Origin of the sequence: Hyphomicrobium sp. (assembly GCF_009026145.1) — a bacterium.
Lineage (GTDB): Bacteria > Pseudomonadota > Alphaproteobacteria > Rhizobiales > Hyphomicrobiaceae > Hyphomicrobium_A.
In genome coordinates this window covers 33,534-54,567 of record NZ_WBUE01000001.1, presented here as the reverse complement: position 1 = coordinate 54,567, position 21,034 = coordinate 33,534, and the positions used below count along the sequence as shown (strand labels likewise).

Below are 21,034 nucleotides of genomic sequence, written 5' to 3'. Positions count from 1 at the left end.
ACTATCACGCGCTCTTCTTGTAGCGGGCCGCCTCCTCGGAACCCTTGGTGGCATCGCCGGCGGTATAGGAGTGGGCGCCGGCACCGGCGAGCTTGCCCTTGTCGACGATGAGGTACTCAGTGCGGATCGGCTTGCCCGCGAAGTAGCTTTCGAGGATCTCGCGCGTGCCGGCCGCATACCGCGCCTGCGCCGAGAGCGAGGAGCCGGAGATGTGCGGCGTCATCCCATGGTGCGGCATGGTGCGCCACGGGTGGTCCTTCGGCGCCGGCTGCGGGAACCAGACGTCGCCGGCGTAGCCCGCGAGCTGGCCGCTTTCGAGCGCGCGCACGATCGCGTCACGGTCGCAGATCTTGCCGCGCGCCGTGTTCACGAGGTAGGAGCCGCGCTTCATCTTGGCGATGAGCTTGTCGTCGAACATGTGCTCGGTTTCTGGATGCAGCGGCGTGTTGATCGTCACCACGTCGCAGACCTTGACCAGCGATTCGACGTTGGGGTGGAACGTCAAGCCGAGCTCCTCCTCCACCTCCTTGGGCAGGCGGTGCTTGTCATAGTAATGCAGCTTGACGCCGAACGGCTTCAGGCGCCTCAGTGCGGCAAGGCCGATGCGGCCCGCGGCGACGGTGCCGACGTTCATGCCTTCAAGGTCGTAGGAGCGCTCGACACAGTCGGCGATGTTCCAGCCGCCCTTGACGACCCATCCATAGGACGGGATGTAGTTGCGCACCAGCGCCAGGATCATCATGACGATGTGCTCGGAGACGCTGATCGAGTTGCAGTACGTCACCTCGGCGACTGTCACTCCTTTATCCATCGCGGCTTGCAGATCGGTGTGGTCGGAGCCGATTCCTGCGGTGATGATCAGCTTGAGCTTCTTGGCCTTGTCGAAACGCTCTTTCGTCATGTAGGCGGGCCAGAACGGCTGTGAGATGACGATCTCGGCATCGGGCAGCTCACGCTCGAATACGGAGTTCGGACCATCCTTGTCGGATGTGACGACGAGTGTGTGTCCCTGGCTTTCGAGAAACTTGCGCAGGCCGAGCTCGCCCGAGACGCTGCCCAGCAGCTCGCCGGGCTTGAAGTCGATCGCTTTGGGGGTGGGGAGGGTCTGCCCGTCCGGATAGCGGTCGAGCTTGGGGATGTCGTCGCGGGCGTACTTCTTCGGGTACCCGTCGACAGGATCATCGTAGAGAACGCAGAGTACCTTGGCCATGAGTGCTTTCCTCCGTATTGCGATCGTGAGGAAACGTCTCGATTTGCTGGCGACCTCGTATCTGTGCGGCTGGCTGGAGGCGTTTCCTCTTATTGTGCGACGGTCAATATCGGCCGGGGCACGGTGAGTGCGGCGCTTGCCATCCTAGAAGTAGGCAGAGCGGACGCGCAAACAAGACCGCGATGGCCTGTGCGGCGCGTCAAAAGGCAGTGTTCATCGTGCCTTAACGACGGTGCGAGCGCTCTGCAGGACGCTTTGGAAGAATGCGATCTGCTCGGCGCTCGATCGCTGCAGCCATTCGCCGAGGTAGATATCGAAGTGCCCAATGGGCAGCGTGATCAGCCGAGCCTTGCTGCCCATGCGCGCGGCGGTCTTGATGGCTGCCTTGGTCGACACGACGCTGTCGTGCGCGCAGGCAATCAGCAGGGTCGGACATTTGACGTCGCGCGCATGGCGTATGGGGCGATAGAGCGGCAGCGTCAGAAACAGGCGCGCGGCAACCTCATTGCGCCAGGTGGGCGGCACGATGGCCATGCACCCGGCATATGCGTCCGGGGTCGCCATGGCGGCAAGCTCACCGGGTGGCGCGGCGAGCGGCACGTAATGCGGCCTCTGCCCCAAGCACGCCCGTGCCACGTCAAGCAATGCGGCACCGGCCATGCGTACTGCCATGGCGGTGCCCGCCTGCTTGACCGCCATGCGCGCGCTCGCCGCTCCGTCCAGCATCGGGCATTGTGCTGACACGGCGGCGATGCCTGCGTCGCGCGCCGCCGCTACGAGCACGTGCCCGCCGGATAGCGAGCAGCCCCACAGGCCAATGCGATCCGCATCGACGCCTGGCATGCCGCGCGCGAAGGTGATCGCCGCGCGCCAGTCCTCGAGCTGACGTTGCATGGAGATGAGCTGACGCGGCTCGCCGTCGCTGTCGCCGAGATAGCGATAGTCGAACAGCAGCACGTAGAAGCCGGCCGCCGCGAGGCTCTCGGCATAGGGTTGGAGCGAAGCATCGCGCGTGCCGCCGAGCCCGTGCGCCATGACGATGCATGGCGCCGGCCGCGCGACATCTCCCGCCGGCTCGTACACCCACGCGCGGCAAGTCACGCCCTCGCTCAGGAAAGCGGCTTCCCGGCGAAGGGCGGTAGCAGCAGGGGTCATGCTTCCCTCGGTCAGGCGCGGCAGGTTGCTGCGTTCGTGCTGTCTACGTCGGTGGCGGCTCATGGGTTACGCCGATCATTGGAGCGCGGCACAATATGCAGCCGCAAATCCTCGGCGCCGTTCCTTAAAGAACAACGCTGCGCGTAACGTCATTTGAATGCTTAAGAGGGTCGCGCCGTGCGCCTAATGCACGCCCGGCATCGGCTTTCGGACCCTGAGCAGGTTGACCGGCCGCGCCGGGGAGTGGGACGGTGGCGCTGCCGTCGCCTGGACGGAAGGCTGGGCTGCCGGGCTGCGCCGGCGCGGCGACCACCACTTGCGTGAGGCGGGAATCTGGGCGCGGTTGGCGTCGAGAAAGGCGAGTACGGCACGAACGTGTGCGACGAACTCCTCCCGGCTCACGTCACCGCTCGAATTGCCTCCGAGCACGAGCTTGCGCCAGCGTCCGGTCCACGATCCGGGGAGCTGGGCGATCCACCTGTTTGCAGCTTCGACCTTCCAGAAGCGCTCCTCGCTCTTCTGTGCCTCCTCCAGCGCTACCCGCAACGCCGCGATCACTGCCTCGACATTGGCCGCCATCACGCCCTCCGCACTCGTACTGTCCCAGTCGGGCATTTTAGCTGCTTTCTCGCCTCAGTACACACCGCGGGAGTTCGAATCCACCACGCCCCACACCATCTTCCTTAAGCGCAACGACGCTAACCCAGGCACCACATCCGATGAACGCATCCGACTGGATCTCTCGCTTTCGCGGCCTGTCGAAGTGCGAGCCGCGCATCGTCGAAGCGACGTCCCGCGGAGGCGATCGACGTCGCGCCTTCTTCATCGGCGACGGCATCGCGGGCCGAGGGGTTGGCGGGGAAAAGCGAACGCTGGCGCTCGCCTTTGCGGCGATCGTCGCCGGCGTCGGCGCCCACGAGATCCAGCGCGGTGGCGCGGCTCCCATTGTGCCGCGCGGGCCGGTCCGGAACGGCGCTATCGCGCTATGCTTTTGATTTAATTGGTGGAGCCGAGGGGAATCGAACCCCTGACCTCTGCAGTGCGATTGCAGCGCTCTCCCATCTGAGCTACGGCCCCGGGCAGTTCGGCGGCATTTAGAGGGCCACCCCGAATCTTGTCAAGGAACGCCCCAGAGGGCACCCCCTCGATGCGCCCGCGCTTGCGGGTCGCCGCCGTCAAAGGTTACAGGTGGCGCCGACACCACCTGGAGCGCGGCACGATGGTCCTCCTTCGCCTGATCGACTTCCTCAGCTACCTCATCCAACTTTACGTCTACGTCGTCATTGCCAGCGTCATCTTCAGCTGGCTCATGGCCTTCGGGGTCGTCAACCCCTACAACCCGACAGTGCGCGCCATCTGGCAGGGCCTCAATGCGGTCACCGAGCCGCTGCTGCGCCCGATCCGCAACATGATGCCCAACCTCGGCGCCATCGACATCTCCCCCATCGTGCTGCTGCTCGCCTGCTTCTTTGTGCAGAGCGTGGTCTTGGGCTCGCTGCGCGACCTGCTCATTACCGCCGGATGAGGCGCGACCAGACAGCGATCGGGCAACCGTGGCGGGCGGGGAACGGGTGCGTCATCGTGCGCGTGCGCCTGACCCCCAAATCCTCGATAGAAGGCGTCGACGGCGTCATTCCGAGCGCGGAGGGGTTGGCGCTGGCCGCACGCGTGCGCGCGGTACCGGCCGAGGGCGAGGCCAACGCGGCGGTGGAAAAGCTCATCGCCCGCTGGCTGGACGTGCCGAAGAGCACGGTGCGCGTGACTGCGGGGGGAAAATCCCGCATCAAGTCGCTCACCATCAGCGGGGAAACGGATTGCCTCGAGCAGCGTCTCAGGGACAAGCTCGCGCGGGCATAACGATCGATCCGAGGGAGGACATTCTTCTATGACTGCTTACGCCATCGACGGCAAGGCTATTGCCGCCAAGGTGCGCTCCGACGTTGCCGCCGACGTGGCCCGGCTGAAATCGCAGTACGGCTTCGTGCCTGGCCTCGCCGTGGTGCTGGTCGGCGAGGACCCGGCGAGCAAGGTCTACGTGCGCAACAAGGCGGCGCAAACCGTCGAGACGGGCATGCAGTCGTTCGAGCACAAGCTGGCCGAGGACACGCCCGAGCAGGTGGTGCTCGACCTCGTCGCCAAGCTCAACGCCGATCCGAACGTCAACGGCATCCTGGTGCAGATGCCGTTGCCCAAGCACATGAACGCCAACAAGGTGCTGGAGCTGATCGACCCGCTGAAGGACGTCGACGGCTTCCATCCGATGAACGTTGGGCGCCTGTCGATCGGCGAGCGGGCCTTGGCGCCGTGCACGCCCGTCGGCTCGATCATCCTGGCCAAGTCGGTGAAGCATGATCTGTCCGGTCTCGACGCCGTCGTCGTCGGCCGCTCCAACATCGTCGGCAAGCCGATGGCGCAGCTGCTCCTGCGCGAGAACTGCACGGTGACCATCGCCCACTCGCGCACCAAGGACCTGCCGGGTGTCGTCAAGCGCGCCGACCTCGTCGTCGCCGCCATCGGCAAGCCGGAGTTCGTCAAGGGCGACTGGATCAAGCCAGGCGCCATCGTCATCGACGTCGGCATCAACCGCATCGTCAAAGAGGACGGCAAGGGCAAGATCGTCGGCGACGTCCACTACGCCAGCGCGGCGCAGGTGGCGAGCGCCATCACCCCGGTGCCGGGCGGCGTCGGTCCGATGACCATCGCCTGCCTGCTCAAGAACACGGTCGAGGCGGCGCTGATGCAGCGCGGATTGAAGGCAGCCGCCTGAGGCAGTGAATAGGGAGTGGGCGAATAGCGAATAGGGGAAAGTCGAACTACTCGCTACTCGCTTCTCACGATTCGCTCTTACGCGGCCCGCGTCTGCCTCAGCGTTTCGCCGCGATAGCTCAGCGCCTCGGCGATGTGCACGCGGGCGATGCCTTCCTCCCCGTCGAGATCGGCGAGCGTGCGGGCGACGCGGATGACGCGATGGAAGCCGCGCGCCGAGAGCTGCAGCGTATCGGCCGCCTGACGCAGCAGCTTGGCGCCCTCGACATCCGGTGCGGCGATCTCCTCCAAGAGGCGCCCCGAGCATTCGGCGTTGGTGCGCATTCCTTTCGCAGCCAGCGCGGCAAAGCGCGCCCGCTGCACCTCGCGCGCCGCGGCGACGCGTGCCCGCACCTCGGCGCTGCCTTCGCTCGGCGCCGGCAGGATGAGGTCGGCGGCGCTCACCGCCGGCACCTCGATCTGCAGATCGATACGATCGAGCAGCGGGCCGGAGATGCGCGCTTGGTATTCTGCCGCGCAGCGCTCGCCGCGCTTGCAGGTGACGCCCGGACCGCCGCCGCCGCACTTGCACGGGTTCATCGCGGCGACGAGCTGAATGCGCGAAGGATAGGAGATGCGGTGGTTGGCGCGCGCGATCACCGTCTCGCCCGTCTCCAGCGGCTGGCGCAGCGCGTCGAGCACGCCGGGCTGGAACTCGGGCAGCTCGTCGAGGAACAAGACACCGAGATGCGCGAGGCTGACCTCGCCCGGGCGCGGCCGCGTGCCGCCGCCGACGAGCGCCGCCATGCTCGCCGAGTGGTGGGGTGAACGGAACGGCCGCTCGGTGGCGAGCTTGCCGCCCATGAGCTCGCCGGCGAGGCTGTGCACCATGGAGACCTCGAGCATCTCCTCAGCGCTGAGCGGCGGCAAGATCGAGGGCAACCGCGCCGCCAGCATCGACTTGCCGGCGCCGGGTGGTCCGATCATCAGGAGATTATGCGCGCCGGCGGCGGCCACCTCGAGCGCGCGCTTGGCGCTCTCCTGGCCTTTGACGTCGGCGAGATCGGGGGGCGCGCTCCCCACGCTTTCGAGGCCGGGCTTGGGCCGCGCCAGTGTCTGCAGTCCCTTGAAGTGATTGACGAGCGATAGAAGGTGCGGGGCGGCAACGATGTCGACGTCCTCGCCCGCCCACGCCGCCTCGGGGCCGCAGGCGTGAGGACAGATCAGCCCCTTGCCCATGGCATTGGCGCCGATGGCGGCGGGCAGCGCGCCGGGGACTGGGCGGATCGATCCGTCCAGCGCCAGCTCGCCGACCGCCGCGTAGCCGGCGACCGCATCGGGCGCCACCGCCTCCATGGCCACCATCATGGCGAGCAGGATCGGCAGGTCGAACTGGCTGCCCTCCTTCGGCAGGTCGGCCGGCGCCAGGTTCACCGTCACGTGCTTGTAGGGCAGGCCGAGGCCGACGGCGTGCAGCGCGTTGCGCACGCGCTCGGAGCTTTCCGCCACCGCCTTGTCGGGCAGGCCGACGATGACGAAGGCGGCCTTCCCCGGCGTGATACGCACCTGCACCTCGACGGGGCGCGCTTCGATGCCGACGAACGCGAGGGTGGAAATCTGCCCGTACATGCTGCCCCCGGCAGTGCCCAGGTTGCCCCTAAACGGCCACTACAACCTAGAGGACGATCGACGGCATCGCAAGAACATTCAAGGAACATAGCCGAGGTGAAAGTCCGAGCTCAAATCCGGTATGCAGCGGTCGCAGCTCACCCCCGCGGTGCGAACCATTGGCGCCCCGTGGCGTTCGCCACTGCAAACGGAGGAGATCCAATGAAGCTACCGCTAGCGATTTTGGCCGCCCTGATACTCATCGGGGGGCCGGCCTCTGCCGATCCATGGAAGGATGAAAGTGGGCACGGCGGATGGCGCGGCGAATACCGCGCGCACGCGCACGGCCGGGAGTACGCCTATGCCCGCGAGCATAGGGAAGAGTTTCGGCACGGCCCCTGCGAAGTCGAACGCGAGTGGGAGCGTGACGGCGACTACAAGGAAGAATGGAAGTGTGACGGAGACGACGACTGAGCTCCACTTCCGGCCGCGGGCCCGAAGGGAGAGTCGGAAGACTTTGACTCTGCTATGATTCACAACGAATCAGGCGGGGACGCGATGCCCGATAAATGCCCCTTGGTCATTATTCGCTGGCAGGACAGCCGCCAGCCTTGTGGCAGCTGGCGCTATCTCTCGGCGCTGCCGCCGACGACTGCCGTGGAGGTTGCGACCGTCGGCTGGCTGCTGCGCGACGATCCCGACGTGAAGGTCGTCTGTCAGAACGTCGGCGATCTCGACCACCCACAAAATGCACAAGCGAGCGGGATCATGACGATACCCACTCGCTGCGTCCTGTCAGTCGAGAGGCTGACCGAAGACGGGACTATTTTTTCTGCGGCTGCGGTTGCTGCGATTGCTGACGATCGGGAGACTGGGTCAGCACGGACGCAGCCAGCTCTTTGATCACCGAGGGGCTCAAAGAACTCGGGTTCTGCAGCGCCTTGGAAGCGATGGAGGACACTCGCGCGGAGGTTTTTTCGTTCTGAGCCATGACGATCACTCACTTTCTGAGATTGAACAGTTAAGTCCAGAACGACACCGAATTAGCATGCAGCCGACGGTGGTACGTACAAGGAGTTACGGCCACCGCCGCGTTATCCACGGCTAAGTCGGACTTGCCCAATTTTCAGACGATCGACGCGCCGTGGCAATAAACTGTCTGCTCGCAACCGGTTAGGCCGTTAAGCGGACTCCGGCAGCGGGCGCACGGCCAATACCGTCGTGTTGTCCTGGTGCGGATCGCGGATCGCCTCCACGGCGCGGATCAGCGCATTGGCCACCGCCTCGGCGCCATCGTCCGCATACGCCGAGACGATGCGCTGGATCTCGGAGGTGTCCAGCGTCTGCAGGCCGTCGCTGGCCAGGATGACGTAGTCGCCCTCCTCGAGCACGAGCGGCCGGCGCGAGACGTCGACGAGATCGAGATCGTCGCCGGTGACGGCGGAGCGCAGCATGTGCCGGCGCGGATCGGCCTTCGCTTGCTCGGGGGTGATCGCACCGATCTCGGCGAGGCGGTCGAGCTCGGGTGCGAGCGAGTGGTCCTCGTTCAAGAGCGCGATCTCGCCGCGGCGGAACAACAGCAGCGGGCTGTCGCCGACGCTCACCCACTCGACGCCTTCGTTGGTGAACACGGCGGCGACCAGCGTCGTGCCCATGCCGGACAACGTCGGGTTGGCGCGCACCTGCGCGGCGATCGATTCGTTCGCCGAGCGCAGCGACCTGATCAGCCGCTCCGAGCGCGAGCCGTTGAGCCCCGCGTAGGCGGAGATGAAGCTGTCGCACACCATGCGGCTGGCGAGCGCGCCGGCGGTATGACCGCCCATCCCGTCGGCCAGCACGGCGACGAGCCGCGTGGCGTTGGCGGTCGGAGGCACATCGGCGCCTCCGGCCGCCCGATCCTTAGGCGGCCAGAACGCGCTCGAGTCTTCCTGATAATCGCGCGCACCCTTGGTGGCGCGCGCGGCGTGGTCGTATGCCTGCATCAGTCCTTGGCATCGGTCAGCTCGGCCCAGTCGAACTCTGCTCCGCAGAATGGCACGAACACGAGCTGGGTGCGCCCGATCGTGATCACGTCCATCTGGTGCAGCTCGACCGCGCCGGTGGGGCGCTTGTCGTTGATCGAAACGACGTTGGTCTTAGCCAGGTTCGGCACGAAAAGAAACGATCGTGCGGCCGAATCATAGCGGATGTAGGCCTGCTCTTCCGAGGAAATTGTGTCGTCGCCGAAATCCAGCGGGATGCGCTGCGTCTTGGCGCGGCCGACAGTGTTGTTGCCCTCGAAAATCGGCCGGAAGCAGCCCATGCCGGCGCCGCCGACGATGACCAGCCAGCCGACCACCGGGTCCTGCTCGAACTCGCCGCGCTTGACCTGCACCTTGCCGCGCACGAGCTGCGTGCGGGGTGCGTCGGTTTCTACCTTCGGAGGTCCGCCCCGCACGACACGCGTCGTCGGCGGCGTGCCGAACTCGACGTGCTTGTCCTGCGGCTTCAGCGACGTCTGGCCCTTCACCTCGCGCGCGGCTTCAGCGGCACTGAGGCCGGTGCCCGAGGCTGCCACCGCCGGTACGGCCTCGCTTTTGACCGGCTCGGCGACCGCAGTCTTGGTCACCTCGGCTTTGGCAGTAAGCTGCGTTGTCGGCTCGATGGGGGCGGGCGCGGCGCCACGGTGCGTGTCGTCGCGGCTCGCAGCCGCGAGCGCATCCTTGAGCGAGCCGAGGAAGCGGCCAGACTTTACGCCCTGCTGAGACATGGTGACCTCCGTTGTGCCTTGGCGTTCTTCCGACATATGCATTTTCCCTTTCATGGTCGAGGACAAGGCCCGCCAGACCTGCAGCATCCGCATCTCGAGCGATAAGGCATGCATGGGCTAAACGGGCCGCGCGTCGAATTTCAGTTTCACCTCGCCGATGCCGATGACGTCACCGGGTCTGAGCCGTCCTTCGCCGACGCGCGCGCCGTTGATGAGCACGCCGTTGCCGTCGGCACCCGACAGATCGGTGATGACCACGTCCCCGTCGGTGGTGCGCCGGATTACCGCGTGATAGCGGTGCACAGTCTTCTCCGACAGACAGATGTCGTTGTCGGCCTCGCGGCCGATGCGCAGCATGGTGCGCCCGATGACGTGCCGCCGGCCGGCAAGCTCCACCCAAGCCTCCGTGGGCCACGCCGACAGCTCGGTGCGCGTCGTGAAACTGCGCGCTGCGGTCGCGCCGCGCTGTGACGGGCGCGAGAGCAACACGGTCGAATCGGGCGAGCGTCGCTGTCGGCGCAGCATCAGGCCGGCGATCGCCAGCGGCGGCAGCGCGACCAGCGCCGCCAGCACGAGCATCAGCGCCGGCGCGCGGCTATAGCTGTCGCCGAGCCATGCATTGAGCTGCAGCCAAGCATCGGCGGTCGGCGTCGCCAGCGGGACAATGTCGGAGATCACCACGGCGCGTCCCGGCCCGGTTGTGGGCGCTGCTGCTGCAACATTGGCTTGGGAGATCGCGACGGAGGCAACCAACAACCTCGGCAGTGGCGACCACGGCGATCTCATGGTCTTCGTCTCGGATCAAATCAAGGTGCAGCCTCCGGCTGCATGAGGGCGAGAACATGGCATTCGGCGTCGCTAGTGTCCCGATTCCGAAGTTCGCCAGGGTTCGCGGCTGGACCAGGAGCGAACCTCGGAATCAAAGGGACACCAGAATCATAGACTTGCTAGGGTGATTCAGATCGAGAAATTCGCTCGATCCCTCGCGGCTGATTGATGGCGAATTTCTCGATCATCACACTAGCTCAGATTTGTTCGCAGCTCGGCCATGCTCAAGCCACCGCCACATTTCTGCGTCACAAGTGTGTCGGAGGCAGTACGGCAATTGACGAGCGGCGTGGCGCGTAGCATGCGAGCCGGATCACCGACGTCACGGAGAGCCATGACGAATCTCATTGCGCTGCCAAACGGAACGGAGCTGGTCGGCGACTATCGCATCGAGCGCGTGCTGGGTGCCGGTGGATTCGGCGTGACCTACCTCGCCGACGAGATCGCCCTCGCCCGTCTGGTGACGATCAAGGAGTATTTCCCGAGCGATATCGCCGCGCGCAACGGCGGCATTGATGCGGCGCCGCGCTCGCAGGACTGCGCCGGCGACTACCGCTGGGGCCTCGACCGCTTCATCGAGGAAGCGCAGACGCTTGCCAAGTTCGACCATACGAACATCGTGCGCGTCTACCGCTACTTCCGCGCGAACAACACCGGCTACATGGTCCTCCACTTCGAGGAGGGACAAAGCCTAAAGGCCTGGCTGAAGGGCCTAGGTCGCGCGCCGCGCCAGAAGGAGCTCGATGCCATCCTCGGGCCCCTGCTCGATGCGCTTGAGCTGATCCACAAGTCGGACTTCCTGCATCGCGATATCGCCCCCGACAACATCATCATCCGCAAGTCGGGCGATCCGGTGCTGATCGACTTCGGCTCGGCGCGAGGCGAGATCGCCTCGCACACCAAGACCGTGTCGGCGCTGGTCAAGCCGGGCTACAGCCCCTACGAGCAGTACGCCGAGACGAGCCGCAAGCAAGGGCCGTGGACCGACATCTATGCCCTCGGAGCGACCCTCTATCACGCGGTCACCGGCAAGCGGCCGCCGGACGCGCCCTCGCGCATGGTCAAGGATGAGCTCATTGCCGCCCGCGAGGCGGCGCTCAGCTCCTACCGCGCCGGATTCCTCAAGGCCATCGACAAAGCCCTGGCGCTGAATGTCGAGGCGCGGCCGCAGTCGATTCCGGCCTGGCGCGGTGATCTGCTCGCCCCCGATCCTGTACGCACCAATTGGCTGGGACGCACGGCCGGGCGCGCCAAGAATCGCAAGGACAAGGAAGAGGCGGAGCCCGCGCCGGCAGCAGCTGCTACGGCGCCCATCGCGTCTACCCCGACACCGCCGCCTCCCGATGTCCCAGGACCCAAGGGCGGCCTTCTGGATTTCCTCGAGGGCCTACGCAAGAAGCCGGTGGCGGAAGCCGCGCCCGCCCCCGAGCCGGTCACGCCTGCGCCGGCGGCTGCGTCCGCGCAGACAGTAAAGCTCGAGGCTCCGCCACCGCCCGCGCCGGTCATCAAGAAGCCGGTCATCAAGAAGAAATCGCAGTCGAAAAAGCCGATTCCCAAGGAGCGCGCGCTGGTCGTCGTCAAGGCGCCGGCGCGGCCGCGCCGCCTGAAGGGCAGCCGGCCCAGCCTGCTACCCATCGTCTTCAAGCTGCTCGTCGGTGTCGGCGTCGCCAGCGCTGCCGTCGCCATGCAGGACCGCTTCCCGCAGTTCGAGAGCCGTGGCTCGGCGGTGACGACGGGCATCACCACCGGCCAGCTGCAAGTGCAACAGCCGCAAGCGCCGGCGCTCGTGACCCCGATCGCCGAAATCGAGGCCCACCGCGGCTCGGTCTCCGCTGCAATCTACTCGGACGACGGGCGCCGCATCGTCACCACCGGCGCCGACGGCAGCATGAAGGTATGGGATGCGGCCCACCGTAACCTCGTTCGCACCATCGAGCTCGACGACGGGGCGGCCACGGCCCTCGCCCTCAACGGCTCGCGTGCACTCACCGGCCACGCCAACGGCAAGGTTGTGCTGTGGGACATCGATCGCGCCGAGAAGCTCGCCACCGTGCAGCGCAACGAGGCGAACATTTGGGCCGTCGCCTTTACCGGCGATCCCGATCGCTTCGCCACCGCCAGCCACGACTGGAAGGTGACGCTGTGGGACGCGCGCCAGGCCGCGGCGCCGCTGCAGGTGCTCGACGGCCATGAGAACGCCGTGCAGTCGCTCGCCTATTCGCCCCAGCAGCTGCTCCTCGCCTCCGGCAGTGCCGACAAGACCGTGCGCGTGTGGAGCCTCGACACGTTGACGCTGAAGCGGGCGTTCAGGGGCCCGCGCGACTTCGTGACCTCCGTCGCCTTCTCGCACAGCGGCAAATTGCTCGCCGCCGGCGCACTCGATGGACGCATCCAGATCTGGTCGGTGATGTCCTCGCGCCGCCTGCGCGCCCTGAGCGGCCATCGCGGGCGCGTCGCCGATCTCGCCTTCTCGCCATCCGGCGACGAGCTCGCCTCGGCTGGAGAGGACGGCACCGTGCGGCTGTGGGATCTGCGGCGCGGGCGCGTTGTGCGCGCTTTGACTGGGCACGTCGGCGGCGCCACGGCCGTCGCCTTCGCCCCCGATGGACAGCATCTCGCCTCCGCCGGCGTCGACGGCCGCGTGCGGCTGTGGGCGATCCCGCTCGGGCCAGTGGCGCAGGAATAGCGCCGTATCTGCGTCTTGGCGCGATGTGCTCGGCACGGAGGAATTCTCCTCCTGTGCACAGCTTGTCATGCGGAAACGCGGCGCGCAGTCGTCTGTCTCGACGCCGTCGTCGAACCGCGCCACAATGATCGTGCAGTCCAAGAGAAGAAACGCGAAGCGGGTGCCATGGATCTAGATGCAGTTCTGCTGGCCCGAATCCAGTTCGCTTTCACGGTCTCCTTTCACATCATCTTCCCGAGCTTCACCATTGGGCTCGCGGCCTTCATTGCCACTCTGCTGGTGCGCTGGCGCATGACGGGGCGCGACCACCTGCACCGCCTCGCCCGCTTCTGGACCAAGATCTTCGCCGTGTCTTTTGCCATGGGTGTCGTGTCCGGCATCGTCATGTCGTACGAGTTCGGCACCAACTGGAGCAACTTCTCCGTCGTGGTCGGTAATGTGCTCGGCCCGCTGCTCGGCTACGAAGTGCTCACCGCTTTCTTCCTCGAGGCGACATTCCTCGGCATCATGCTGTTCGGCTGGCAGCGCGTGCCGCCCAACATTCACGTCCTCGCCGCGATCCTCGTCGCCGTCGGAACCTCGCTCTCCGCCTTCTGGATTCTCGCCGCCAATAGCTGGATGCAGACGCCGGCCGGGCATGAGGTGCGCGACGGCATCGCCTATCCGGTCGACTGGATCGCCGTCATCTTCAACCCCAGCTTCCCCTATCGCTTCGCGCACATGTTCACCGCTGCCTACCTGACGACCTCGCTGGTCGTGCTGGCCGTCGGTGCGCGTTATCTGTTCCAGGGCCGCTTCCCGGAGGAGGCCAAGACCATGATGCGCATGGGCCTCGGCATGGTCGTCATACTGGCCCCGCTGCAGGTCCTCATCGGCGACCAGCACGGACTCAATTCCTTGCAGCACCAGCCGGCTAAGGTCGCGGCCATCGAGAGCCACTGGGATGGCAGCAAGCCTGGCGCGCTGGTGCTGTTTGCCATCCCCAACGAGACCGAGGAACGCAACGACTTCGAGATATCGATTCCCAACGGCGCGAGCTGGATTCTCACCCATACCGCCGACGGCCTCTTTCCCGGTCTCAAGGAGTTTGCGCCGGGCGATCGCCCGCCCGTGTTCCCGGTGTTCCTGTCCTTCCGCCTCATGGTGGGCATGGGCGTGCTGATGCTGGTCGTGGGCTTTGTGGGCGCTTGGCTATGGATCAGGGGACGGCTGTTCGCTACGCGCTGGTATCTCCAATCCACTCAGCACGCCTGGCCGCTCGGCTTCATTGCCATCCTCGCCGGCTGGTACACGACCGAGGTCGGGCGCCAGCCATGGATCGCTGCCGGAATCCTGCGCACGGCCGATGCCGCCTCGCCCGTCGGCGCTTCGTCCGTGCTCCTGACCCTCGTACTTTTCGTCCTCGTCTACGGCGTCGTGTTCTCGATGGGCATCTATTACATCAACCGCCTGATCGAGTACGGGCCCAAGGGCACCGCTGCCGAGCCGCCCGAAGGTCTGCCGTCGCGCCCGCTCGCCGCGGCCGAGCCGGCGGCGCACGAAGCCATGGAAGGGACCTGAGCCATGGAAGCGATCACCTATTGGCTCCCCGTGGTGTGGGCCGCCATCATCGGCGTCGCCGTGGCGATGTACGTCATCCTCGACGGCTTCGATCTCGGCCTCGGCATCCTCTTCCCGTTCACGCCCGAGGAGGAGCGCCGCGACGTGATGATGAACTCGGTGGCGCCCTTCTGGGACGGCAACGAGACGTGGCTCGTGCTCGGCGGCGGTGGCCTGCTCGTCGCCTTTCCGCTCGCCTATGCAGTGATCATGCCGGCGCTCTACCTGCCGATCACCATCATGCTGCTCGGCCTCATCTTCCGCGGCGTCGCCTTCGAGTTCCGCTGGACGGCAAAGCCGGACCATCGGCTGTGGGACAACGCCTTCGCCTACGGCTCGATCGTCGCCACATTCATGCAAGGGGTCGTGCTCGGCGGCTACCTGCAGGGCATCAACGTGCAGAACAATCAGTTCGCCGGCGGCGCGCTCGACTGGTTCGCGCTCTTCCCGCTGTTCACCGGCCTGGCGCTCGTCGTTGGCTACGCGCTGCTCGGCACCACATGGTTGGTGATGAAGACGGAGGGCGAGCTGGCCGTGAACGCGCGTCGCTGGTCGCAGTACCTGCTACTGGCGGTGCTCGCGACCATGGCCATCGTTAGCCTGTGGACGCCGCTCGCCTTCGAGCGCATTGCCGAGCGCTGGTTCAGCTGGCCCAACATCCTCTACCTGTCGCCGGTACCGCTGCTCACCGCTGCCGCCGCCTTCGCCTGTTGGTGGGGGCTCGTCACGGGCCGCGAGGTAGTTCCCTTCCTGTCGGCAGTATCGCTGTTCCTGCTCGGCTTCCTCGGGCTCGCCATCTCCAACGTGCCGTACCTGGTGCCGCCGACGCTGAGCTTCTGGGATGCGGCCGCCGTTCCGCAGTCGCAGATCTTCATGCTCGTGGGCGTGCTCATCATGCTGCCGTTGATTTTGGGCTACACGGTCTTCGTCTACTGGACGTTCCGCGGGAAAGTGCGCGAAGGCGAGGGCTACCACTAAGGAATTGCAGTGATTCGCGGGGGCCAAAGCCCTGCCATCATCTCATGCAGGTTCGTTAGCAGCCTGCGATTCGCTGCAATGGCAGCGCCGCCGTCTATTTCGCATCATGTTTCGGAGGCCGCATGCTCGGCTGGCGCAAGCGCAACGATGGATTTGAGTGGCGCGAGTACGTGCGCACGACGATCCTCGTGCGTCGCAAGCACCGGCGCGATCGCGTCAGCGAGGCTGGCAAGGCCGCCGTCGAGCAGCTAAAGGCGGCAGGGCAGCGCGGTGCGGCGGCCGGCGCCGAGGGCGCCAAGGCGGTTGGACGCGGTGCCGTTCATGTGGGTCACCAAGGCGCGGTGATAGGCGCTGCCGGCGCCAAGGCCGTAGGTCACGGCGCGCTCCATTACGGTGAGCGGGGCGCCAAGCTCGGTGTTGCCGGCGCCAAGGCGGCCGGCGCCAAGCTGCGCGCCGGGCTTCCCGTCGCCCGCGACTATCTCCGGCGATTTGGCGCCGCGCTCTTGTCGGCACTCGCCTACACCTGGGCGGTGCTGCGCACGCTTGCCGCCATCGCGGTCGACTACCTGGGCCCGCTGCTGGCGCCGGTCGGTCGCCTGTTGCGGCAGCCGAGCATCCGCCTGCCGCTGCTCATCGCAGGCGCCGTCGCGCTTCTCGGCGGCATCATCCGCGCCTTCGCCAACGGCTTCGAGCGCGACACGTGGATCGCCCTGCTGATCGGGCTGGGCCTGCTCGGCGCACTGGCGCTCGCGCACGGGACATCCAGGGTGCCGGCATGGCTTTCCTCACCCGCTGCGTCCGCAGCGGCCCGACTGCGCGGCCGCTTCGCTGGTACTGGCAACAGGCCAGCCGTGCAGACGGGCTTCGCTGTTGTCGTCCTCGCCCTGCTTGCGATGCTGGCTTGGTGGTCTATCCCCGATGGCGCTTTGACGACGGCGAGCCTCACTCCGCAGGAGCGGCGCGAGGTAGCCCGCGAGTCCGCTGACGGCGACGTCGAAGGGCGCGGCACGGCGGTGACCGGCGACACGCTGCGCATCGGCTCCACAATCGTGCGTCTCAACGGCATCGAGGCGCCCGAGCCGGATCAGATGTGCACCGATGCCGACGGCCGGGATTGGTCGTGCGGACGCACCGCCCGCCAGGCGCTGGCCGGCATTCTGCGCAGCGGGCGCGTCACGTGCGAAGTCTCCGACAGCTCCGAAGGCTACAGCAGTGGCGACTGTGAGATCGACGATCGCGATATTGCTGCCGAGCTCGTGCGCGGCGGGCATGTGTTTGCCGCCACCGGCCTGTTCGCCTCGTATCGGGGGCTGGAGGACGAGGCGCGTGCCAGCAAGGCCGGCCTTTGGGTGGGACAGGCAATGCGCCCTTCCGACTATCGCGCGCAGAAGTGGGAGGAGGCCAAGCGCGAGGCGCCCGACGGCTGTCCGATCAAGGGCAACGTGCGCGGCGGGCGGCGCTTCTATGTCGTGCCGTGGGCGCGCGGCTATGAGCGGGTTAGGGTGAGTGCGAGCCGCGGCGAGCGTTGGTTCTGCTCGGAAAGTGAGGCGCGCGAAGCAGGCTTCAAGCCCTCCGAGCAATCGTAGCGCGCGCCAGAAAAGGAAAGCCCGCGCTCCGGGGGAAGAGCGCGGGCTGCGATGCGTGACGCCGCTTAGGGGGGACAGGTGGGAGGGCGCCACGTTCGGACCGTCATTCAATACTATAGGGGCCCATTTTGCAAGGAATTCCGCCGTCGTTTCCTGCAACAGTTAAGAAACAACTTACAATAGCGTAATGTTTGTAGTTGGCGCCGCTTTGCACTGCAGTGCAATAAACCAGTATATTGGAATGCAAAAGTACTCAATTGCTGCACATTCTATTGCTCGCGGTCTATCGGCCGCACCTCGACGTCGGTTGGCACGCTGCTGCGCACAACCGTTAGCGTGACCGCCGTATCGATGCGGCGCTCATCGAGCATGCGGAATAGGTCGTCGACGCCGGTAACCGTCGCGCCATCGAGGCGCACGATGAGGTCGCCGCTGTTCAGCCCCGCCTGGGCCGCCGGGCTACCCGCCTGCACCTCGCGGATGCGCACCGCGCTCGCCTGCGATAGCCCTGCCCTGTAAGCAACGCGCGCCGGCAGCGGTACCTGCTCGGCGACGACGCCGATGCGTGCGCGTCGCACGCGTCCGTGAGCCAGAATTTGCGTCAGCACATGCAGCGCCGTGTTGGAGGCGACGGAGAAGCAGATGCCTTGCGCGCCCATGATGACGGCCGTGTTGATGCCGATCACCTGACCGGCGGAATTGGCCAGCGGCCCACCGGAGTTGCCCGGGTTGAGCGCGGCGTCGGTCTGTATGATGTCGCCGATGAGCCGGCCGTTCTGGGCGCGCAGCGAGCGGCCGACGGCGCTGACGATGCCGGCCGTAACCGTCGACTGGAAGCCGAGCGGATTGCCGATGGCAATGGCGATCTGCCCTGGGCGTACCGCCTTGGAATTGGCGAGCCGCGCCGCGGGCAGCGTCTCCCCCGTCTCGCCGCGCAGCACCGCCAGGTCCGTGTCCGGATCGCGGCCGAGTGCGCGCGCGCCGAACTTGCGCCCATCGGACGTCGATATGGCGATCTCGCGCGCGCCGTCGATGACATGATTGTTGGTCAAAATGAGCCCGTCGGGCGAGACGACGACGCCCGACCCCGTGCCATCGGCGCGCCGCCCCTGGCGAAGGCCGGCGATCTCGACATGCACGACGGCAGGGGCCACGCTGTCGACCGCATCGACCACGGCGCGAGAATAAGAATCGAGCAGCGCTTCATCCGCGTCGCCAGCCACCGGGCCGGTCGGAATGCCGCCCCCGCGCGGTTGTGCGGAGCCCAAAAAGCCAAACGCATTTCGCATGCTCGTCTCCCCTTGCCGGTCGGCGCTAGCGCAGGCGCCAGCGCGTCGTGTGCTCATATGGGGAGCGGAGGGCCGACTTGGGAAGTGTCGCCGTCGCGCCTAGCGCCAGGCGATCTCGAACGGCGAGAAGCGCAGCATCCCGGGCTCGGGCGGCGCGCGCCTGTAGCCGGCCGCGACGAGGACGCCGGCTAGCACCGCTTTGGCATCCTTGCGCAGCTGCAGGCCCTGATCGTCCACGATCAGCGTGCCGTCGATCCACAGTCGCGCGACGCCGTTCGCCTGACCCGGCGCGTTGAGGATGACCTCCTGCTGCACCGGGATCCACCGCTCGGTCGGCAATGGCGTTTCGCTGCCGAGCATGCGGCGGACGTCGCCACCGCCGACGGTTGCGGCAAGCACAGGCTTGCCCTCGTAGTCCCATTGAGGAGTGATCGATAATTGATCGCTCGCTGCCGGCAGCTTTTGCGTTGCCGGCACGCCGCCAAATACGCCCGGCAGCACGCCACCGCCACCGAAGGCGAATTTGTCAGGGAACCAAACGCTGTAGCTGAGACAGGCCGAGGTAGCGCCTGCAATGCCGGGCGGTGACCAGCGGAACTCGATGCCGTTGCGCGCCGTATCGCTCGCGTCGTCGCTGCCGCGGAGCTTGCGCAGCTTTACCTCCAGGGCCTCCGACGAGGGGCCGCCCTCGACGCGCACGACCGCGGCGTTGTCGATGACGCCCAGATCGCGCAGCCCGGCGCGGGCCTGCAGCTCGATGGCGCTCAGCGGCTTGCCCTGGCCCGTCTGCAGGGAAAAGCGCGTCGGTGCCGGGTAGCGCGAGCTGCACGGTTGCTCGACCTCGGTGTGGATGGCGGAGTAGGCGACGTAGCCGACGACGATAAGACCGACGAGCACGGCGCCGCTATTGATCAGTAGATTGAGGTGCTTGCTCTGCATGGTCTCAAGGTTCGCCGCCAGCGGCAGTGGCCGGTCGCCGCCACAACTCGTCTTGCAGTACACCGATGTCGTTAAGATCGCCTCTGCGCGAATCGGATCGAGGCCGGCCGCACAGGCACCATCGATGTCGCGGGCGTCCATTCGGCCGCGTCGGCGGGGATTAATCGGGCGCCTCGGCTTTTGTTGCCGCGCGTACTGAGCTAATAAGCAGCGGCTGTGACCGATTTGTCGGTGCGCGTCTTCGCCAACGAGGGGAGAGGTTCATGACGATCAGGCTGGCGCTGGCAGGCTTCGTTTTGGTGGCCGCGGGGGCGGTCTCGATGCCCCAGGCGCGCGATGCGACCGTGCTGCCATTGGGCAAGGTCCTCGCAAGCGGCAAGGCGGCTTCGCCTCTCGTCGGGGTGGCCAAGCGGCGGCGTTCGCGCGGCGTCGCCACGCGCGAGACCGCGCCGGAGACGTCCGCCATTCCTCCCGGCAAGGCGAACAACGGCGAGGTGCTGTTCGGCGTGCAGGACGTCGGCTTTCTCGTCGACCGCGACGTCATCCGCGTCGGTTCCGAGATCGGCAAGTTCGACCGCATCCGCCTGCGCGTGCTGAAGAACGAGATCTTCATCACCGACCTGAAGGCGATCTTCGACGACGGCTCGACGGAGACGCTGCTTACCGACGTGAAGATCCCCGCCGACCGCAAGACCGAATGGATCCCGCTCGAGCACAAGGGCTTCATCAAGGAGATCCAGCTCGTCTATCGCTCCAAGCCCGACTTCAAGGGCCAGGCCCGCGTGGAGGTGTTCGGCGAATACGAAAGCGGCTGGCTCGGCCCCAACGGCGAGGGCCGCAAATACAACGACGGCTGGGTGCTGCTCGGCACCGACACGGCCGGCAGCATCGGCTTCGATCGCGTGAAAATTCCGGTCGGCCAGAACGAGGGCGGCTTCAAGCAGCTGCGCGTGTCGGTCAAGGACCGCGACGTGACGATGACCAACCTCGCCGTCGTCTACACCGATGGCGCCAAGGACGAGATCGAGACCAAGCGCACCAAGATCGCCGCCGATGCCGCATTCGGGCCGGTCGATCTGAAACAGGGTGCGACCATCAAGGAGATCGAGGCGACGTGGCGCTCGCGCGCACTTGCTACCTCCAAGCGCGAGCGCGCCTACGCCACGGTGCAGGTGTGGGGCAAGCACTGAGCCGCGCCACCTGACTGAACGGAGAGGGCCGGTTTCACGCCGGCCCTTTTTTCATTGAGTGTCGTGGCCACCTCCGCACTTCCACTCCCCCCACAAGGGGGATGGAGTGTGCCGCCCGCATTCGCGGTTTTCGCGTCGTGGGATGTCAAAGAGCTGAGCAAGGCAGGTGGCAGCGCCCCGCGGCGGAGAGGCCCGGGGTGATGCACGGGGAGCGGGGCGGTCCTGGCCCTCATACGTGTTTGGTTGGATGCAGCCATCGCCGCCCCACCCAGGCACGAGCGCCGACCAACCGCCTTCCCCGGATCGCATCCCTGCCCGGGGCCCACCGACATTTTCGCGTCGGCGACAGTAGGTCCTAGGGCTACGCTTACGGCCCTGGCGTGATCGTGCCGGCCCATCTCCTGCACATCCGCCAGCGCACGTCTGCACCCCGGGTCTTCGAGTTGGGCTGGCGGGATCTTATGGGCAGCGG

21 protein-coding genes and 1 tRNA gene are annotated in these 21,034 nt (G+C 66.5%); 12 read left to right on the top strand and 10 right to left on the bottom strand.

Annotation, left to right across the window (positions count from 1 at the left end):
• Positions 1–4: 4 nt before the first annotated feature.
• From F9K20_RS00260 to F9K20_RS00250, 3 genes are all read right to left on the bottom strand, one after another.
• Complete coding sequence (locus tag F9K20_RS00260) at positions 5–1,210, bottom strand: NAD-dependent formate dehydrogenase (RefSeq protein WP_290996799.1); 1,206 nt, start codon at positions 1,208–1,210, stop codon at positions 5–7.
• Positions 1,211–1,423: 213 nt separating this feature from the next.
• The gene (locus F9K20_RS00255) at positions 1,424–2,365 is read right to left on the bottom strand and encodes an alpha/beta fold hydrolase (protein WP_290996798.1); all 942 of its coding nucleotides are present in this window, start codon (positions 2,363–2,365) and stop codon (positions 1,424–1,426) included.
• 183 nt (positions 2,366–2,548) lie between these two features.
• Entirely contained in the window at positions 2,549–2,980 is a 432-nt protein-coding gene (locus tag F9K20_RS00250) for a hypothetical protein (protein ID WP_290996797.1), read from the bottom strand.
• Positions 2,981–3,084: 104 nt separating this feature from the next.
• Between F9K20_RS00250 and F9K20_RS00245 the strand changes: the two genes are divergently transcribed.
• Positions 3,085–3,360, top strand: coding sequence for a hypothetical protein (locus F9K20_RS00245; protein WP_290996796.1), 276 nt, complete (start codon positions 3,085–3,087; stop codon positions 3,358–3,360).
• 6 nt (positions 3,361–3,366) lie between these two features.
• Here the strand turns inward: F9K20_RS00245 and F9K20_RS00240 are convergent.
• Positions 3,367–3,442 (bottom strand) — tRNA-Ala (locus tag F9K20_RS00240).
• 142 nt (positions 3,443–3,584) lie between these two features.
• Between F9K20_RS00240 and F9K20_RS00235 the strand changes: the two genes are divergently transcribed.
• From F9K20_RS00235 to folD, 3 genes are read left to right on the top strand one after another with little or no spacing between them, the layout of a single operon-like run.
• The gene (locus F9K20_RS00235) at positions 3,585–3,890 is read left to right on the top strand and encodes a YggT family protein (RefSeq protein ID WP_290996794.1); all 306 of its coding nucleotides are present in this window, start codon (positions 3,585–3,587) and stop codon (positions 3,888–3,890) included.
• Between the two features lie 56 nt (positions 3,891–3,946).
• Entirely contained in the window at positions 3,947–4,222 is a 276-nt protein-coding gene (locus F9K20_RS00230) for a DUF167 family protein (RefSeq protein WP_290996793.1), read from the top strand.
• Between the two features lie 28 nt (positions 4,223–4,250).
• Positions 4,251–5,132 (top strand): bifunctional methylenetetrahydrofolate dehydrogenase/methenyltetrahydrofolate cyclohydrolase FolD, encoded by an 882-nt coding sequence (folD, locus tag F9K20_RS00225; RefSeq protein ID WP_290996791.1) that lies wholly within the window; start codon positions 4,251–4,253, stop codon positions 5,130–5,132.
• Positions 5,133–5,209: 77 nt separating this feature from the next.
• On the opposite strand, the gene F9K20_RS00220 is transcribed toward folD, so the two are convergent.
• Positions 5,210–6,739, bottom strand: coding sequence for a YifB family Mg chelatase-like AAA ATPase (locus F9K20_RS00220; RefSeq protein ID WP_290996789.1), 1,530 nt, complete (start codon positions 6,737–6,739; stop codon positions 5,210–5,212).
• 201 nt (positions 6,740–6,940) lie between these two features.
• Between F9K20_RS00220 and F9K20_RS00215 the strand changes: the two genes are divergently transcribed.
• Together F9K20_RS00215 and F9K20_RS00210 are read left to right on the top strand one after the other, a co-directional pair.
• Positions 6,941–7,192 carry a hypothetical protein gene (locus tag F9K20_RS00215; protein ID WP_290996788.1) on the top strand — a complete coding sequence of 84 codons (252 nt, stop codon included), beginning with the start codon at positions 6,941–6,943 and terminating at the stop codon, positions 7,190–7,192.
• Between the two features lie 54 nt (positions 7,193–7,246).
• The gene (locus F9K20_RS00210; protein WP_290996787.1) at positions 7,247–7,621 is read left to right on the top strand and encodes a hypothetical protein; all 375 of its coding nucleotides are present in this window, start codon (positions 7,247–7,249) and stop codon (positions 7,619–7,621) included.
• Positions 7,622–7,899: 278 nt separating this feature from the next.
• Here F9K20_RS00210 and F9K20_RS00205 read toward each other — a convergent pair whose 3' ends face one another.
• From F9K20_RS00205 to F9K20_RS00195, 3 genes are all read right to left on the bottom strand, one after another.
• Positions 7,900–8,700, bottom strand: coding sequence for a protein phosphatase 2C domain-containing protein (locus F9K20_RS00205; RefSeq protein WP_290996786.1), 801 nt, complete (start codon positions 8,698–8,700; stop codon positions 7,900–7,902).
• Complete coding sequence (locus F9K20_RS00200; RefSeq protein ID WP_290996785.1) at positions 8,700–9,503, bottom strand: FHA domain-containing protein; 804 nt, start codon at positions 9,501–9,503, stop codon at positions 8,700–8,702. The genes F9K20_RS00205 and F9K20_RS00200 overlap by 1 nt, the downstream gene beginning before the upstream one ends.
• A gap of 81 nt (positions 9,504–9,584) precedes the next feature.
• The gene (locus F9K20_RS00195) at positions 9,585–10,145 is read right to left on the bottom strand and encodes an FHA domain-containing protein (protein WP_290996781.1); all 561 of its coding nucleotides are present in this window, start codon (positions 10,143–10,145) and stop codon (positions 9,585–9,587) included.
• Between F9K20_RS00195 and F9K20_RS00190 the strand changes: the two genes are divergently transcribed.
• The 5 genes from F9K20_RS00190 (at position 10,132) to F9K20_RS00170 (ending at position 17,144) form a co-directional block, all read left to right on the top strand.
• On the top strand, positions 10,132–10,299 hold the full coding sequence (locus tag F9K20_RS00190) for a hypothetical protein (protein WP_290996780.1): 168 nt from the start codon (positions 10,132–10,134) through the stop codon (positions 10,297–10,299). The two genes, F9K20_RS00195 and F9K20_RS00190, sit on opposite strands and share 14 nt — an antisense overlap.
• 330 nt (positions 10,300–10,629) lie before the next feature.
• Positions 10,630–12,981 carry a serine/threonine-protein kinase gene (locus F9K20_RS00185; RefSeq protein WP_290996779.1) on the top strand — a complete coding sequence of 784 codons (2,352 nt, stop codon included), beginning with the start codon at positions 10,630–10,632 and terminating at the stop codon, positions 12,979–12,981.
• Between the two features lie 165 nt (positions 12,982–13,146).
• The gene (locus tag F9K20_RS00180; protein ID WP_290996778.1) at positions 13,147–14,541 is read left to right on the top strand and encodes a cytochrome ubiquinol oxidase subunit I; all 1,395 of its coding nucleotides are present in this window, start codon (positions 13,147–13,149) and stop codon (positions 14,539–14,541) included.
• A 3-nt stretch (positions 14,542–14,544) separates the two neighbouring features.
• Positions 14,545–15,558 carry a cytochrome d ubiquinol oxidase subunit II gene (gene cydB / locus F9K20_RS00175; RefSeq protein ID WP_290996777.1) on the top strand — a complete coding sequence of 338 codons (1,014 nt, stop codon included), beginning with the start codon at positions 14,545–14,547 and terminating at the stop codon, positions 15,556–15,558.
• Between the two features lie 122 nt (positions 15,559–15,680).
• Positions 15,681–17,144, top strand: a complete 1,464-nt coding sequence (locus tag F9K20_RS00170) for a thermonuclease family protein (RefSeq protein ID WP_290996776.1) — start codon at positions 15,681–15,683, stop codon at positions 17,142–17,144.
• A gap of 269 nt (positions 17,145–17,413) precedes the next feature.
• Here F9K20_RS00170 and F9K20_RS00165 read toward each other — a convergent pair whose 3' ends face one another.
• On the bottom strand, positions 17,414–18,433 hold the full coding sequence (locus F9K20_RS00165) for a trypsin-like peptidase domain-containing protein (RefSeq protein ID WP_290996775.1): 1,020 nt from the start codon (positions 18,431–18,433) through the stop codon (positions 17,414–17,416).
• A gap of 99 nt (positions 18,434–18,532) precedes the next feature.
• Complete coding sequence (locus tag F9K20_RS00160) at positions 18,533–19,513, bottom strand: polysaccharide lyase (protein WP_290996774.1); 981 nt, start codon at positions 19,511–19,513, stop codon at positions 18,533–18,535.
• Positions 19,514–19,635: 122 nt separating this feature from the next.
• Here F9K20_RS00160 and F9K20_RS00155 point away from each other — a divergent pair, with 122 nt between their 5' ends.
• Complete coding sequence (locus F9K20_RS00155; RefSeq protein ID WP_290996773.1) at positions 19,636–20,562, top strand: hypothetical protein; 927 nt, start codon at positions 19,636–19,638, stop codon at positions 20,560–20,562.
• Positions 20,563–21,034 lie beyond the last annotated feature (472 nt).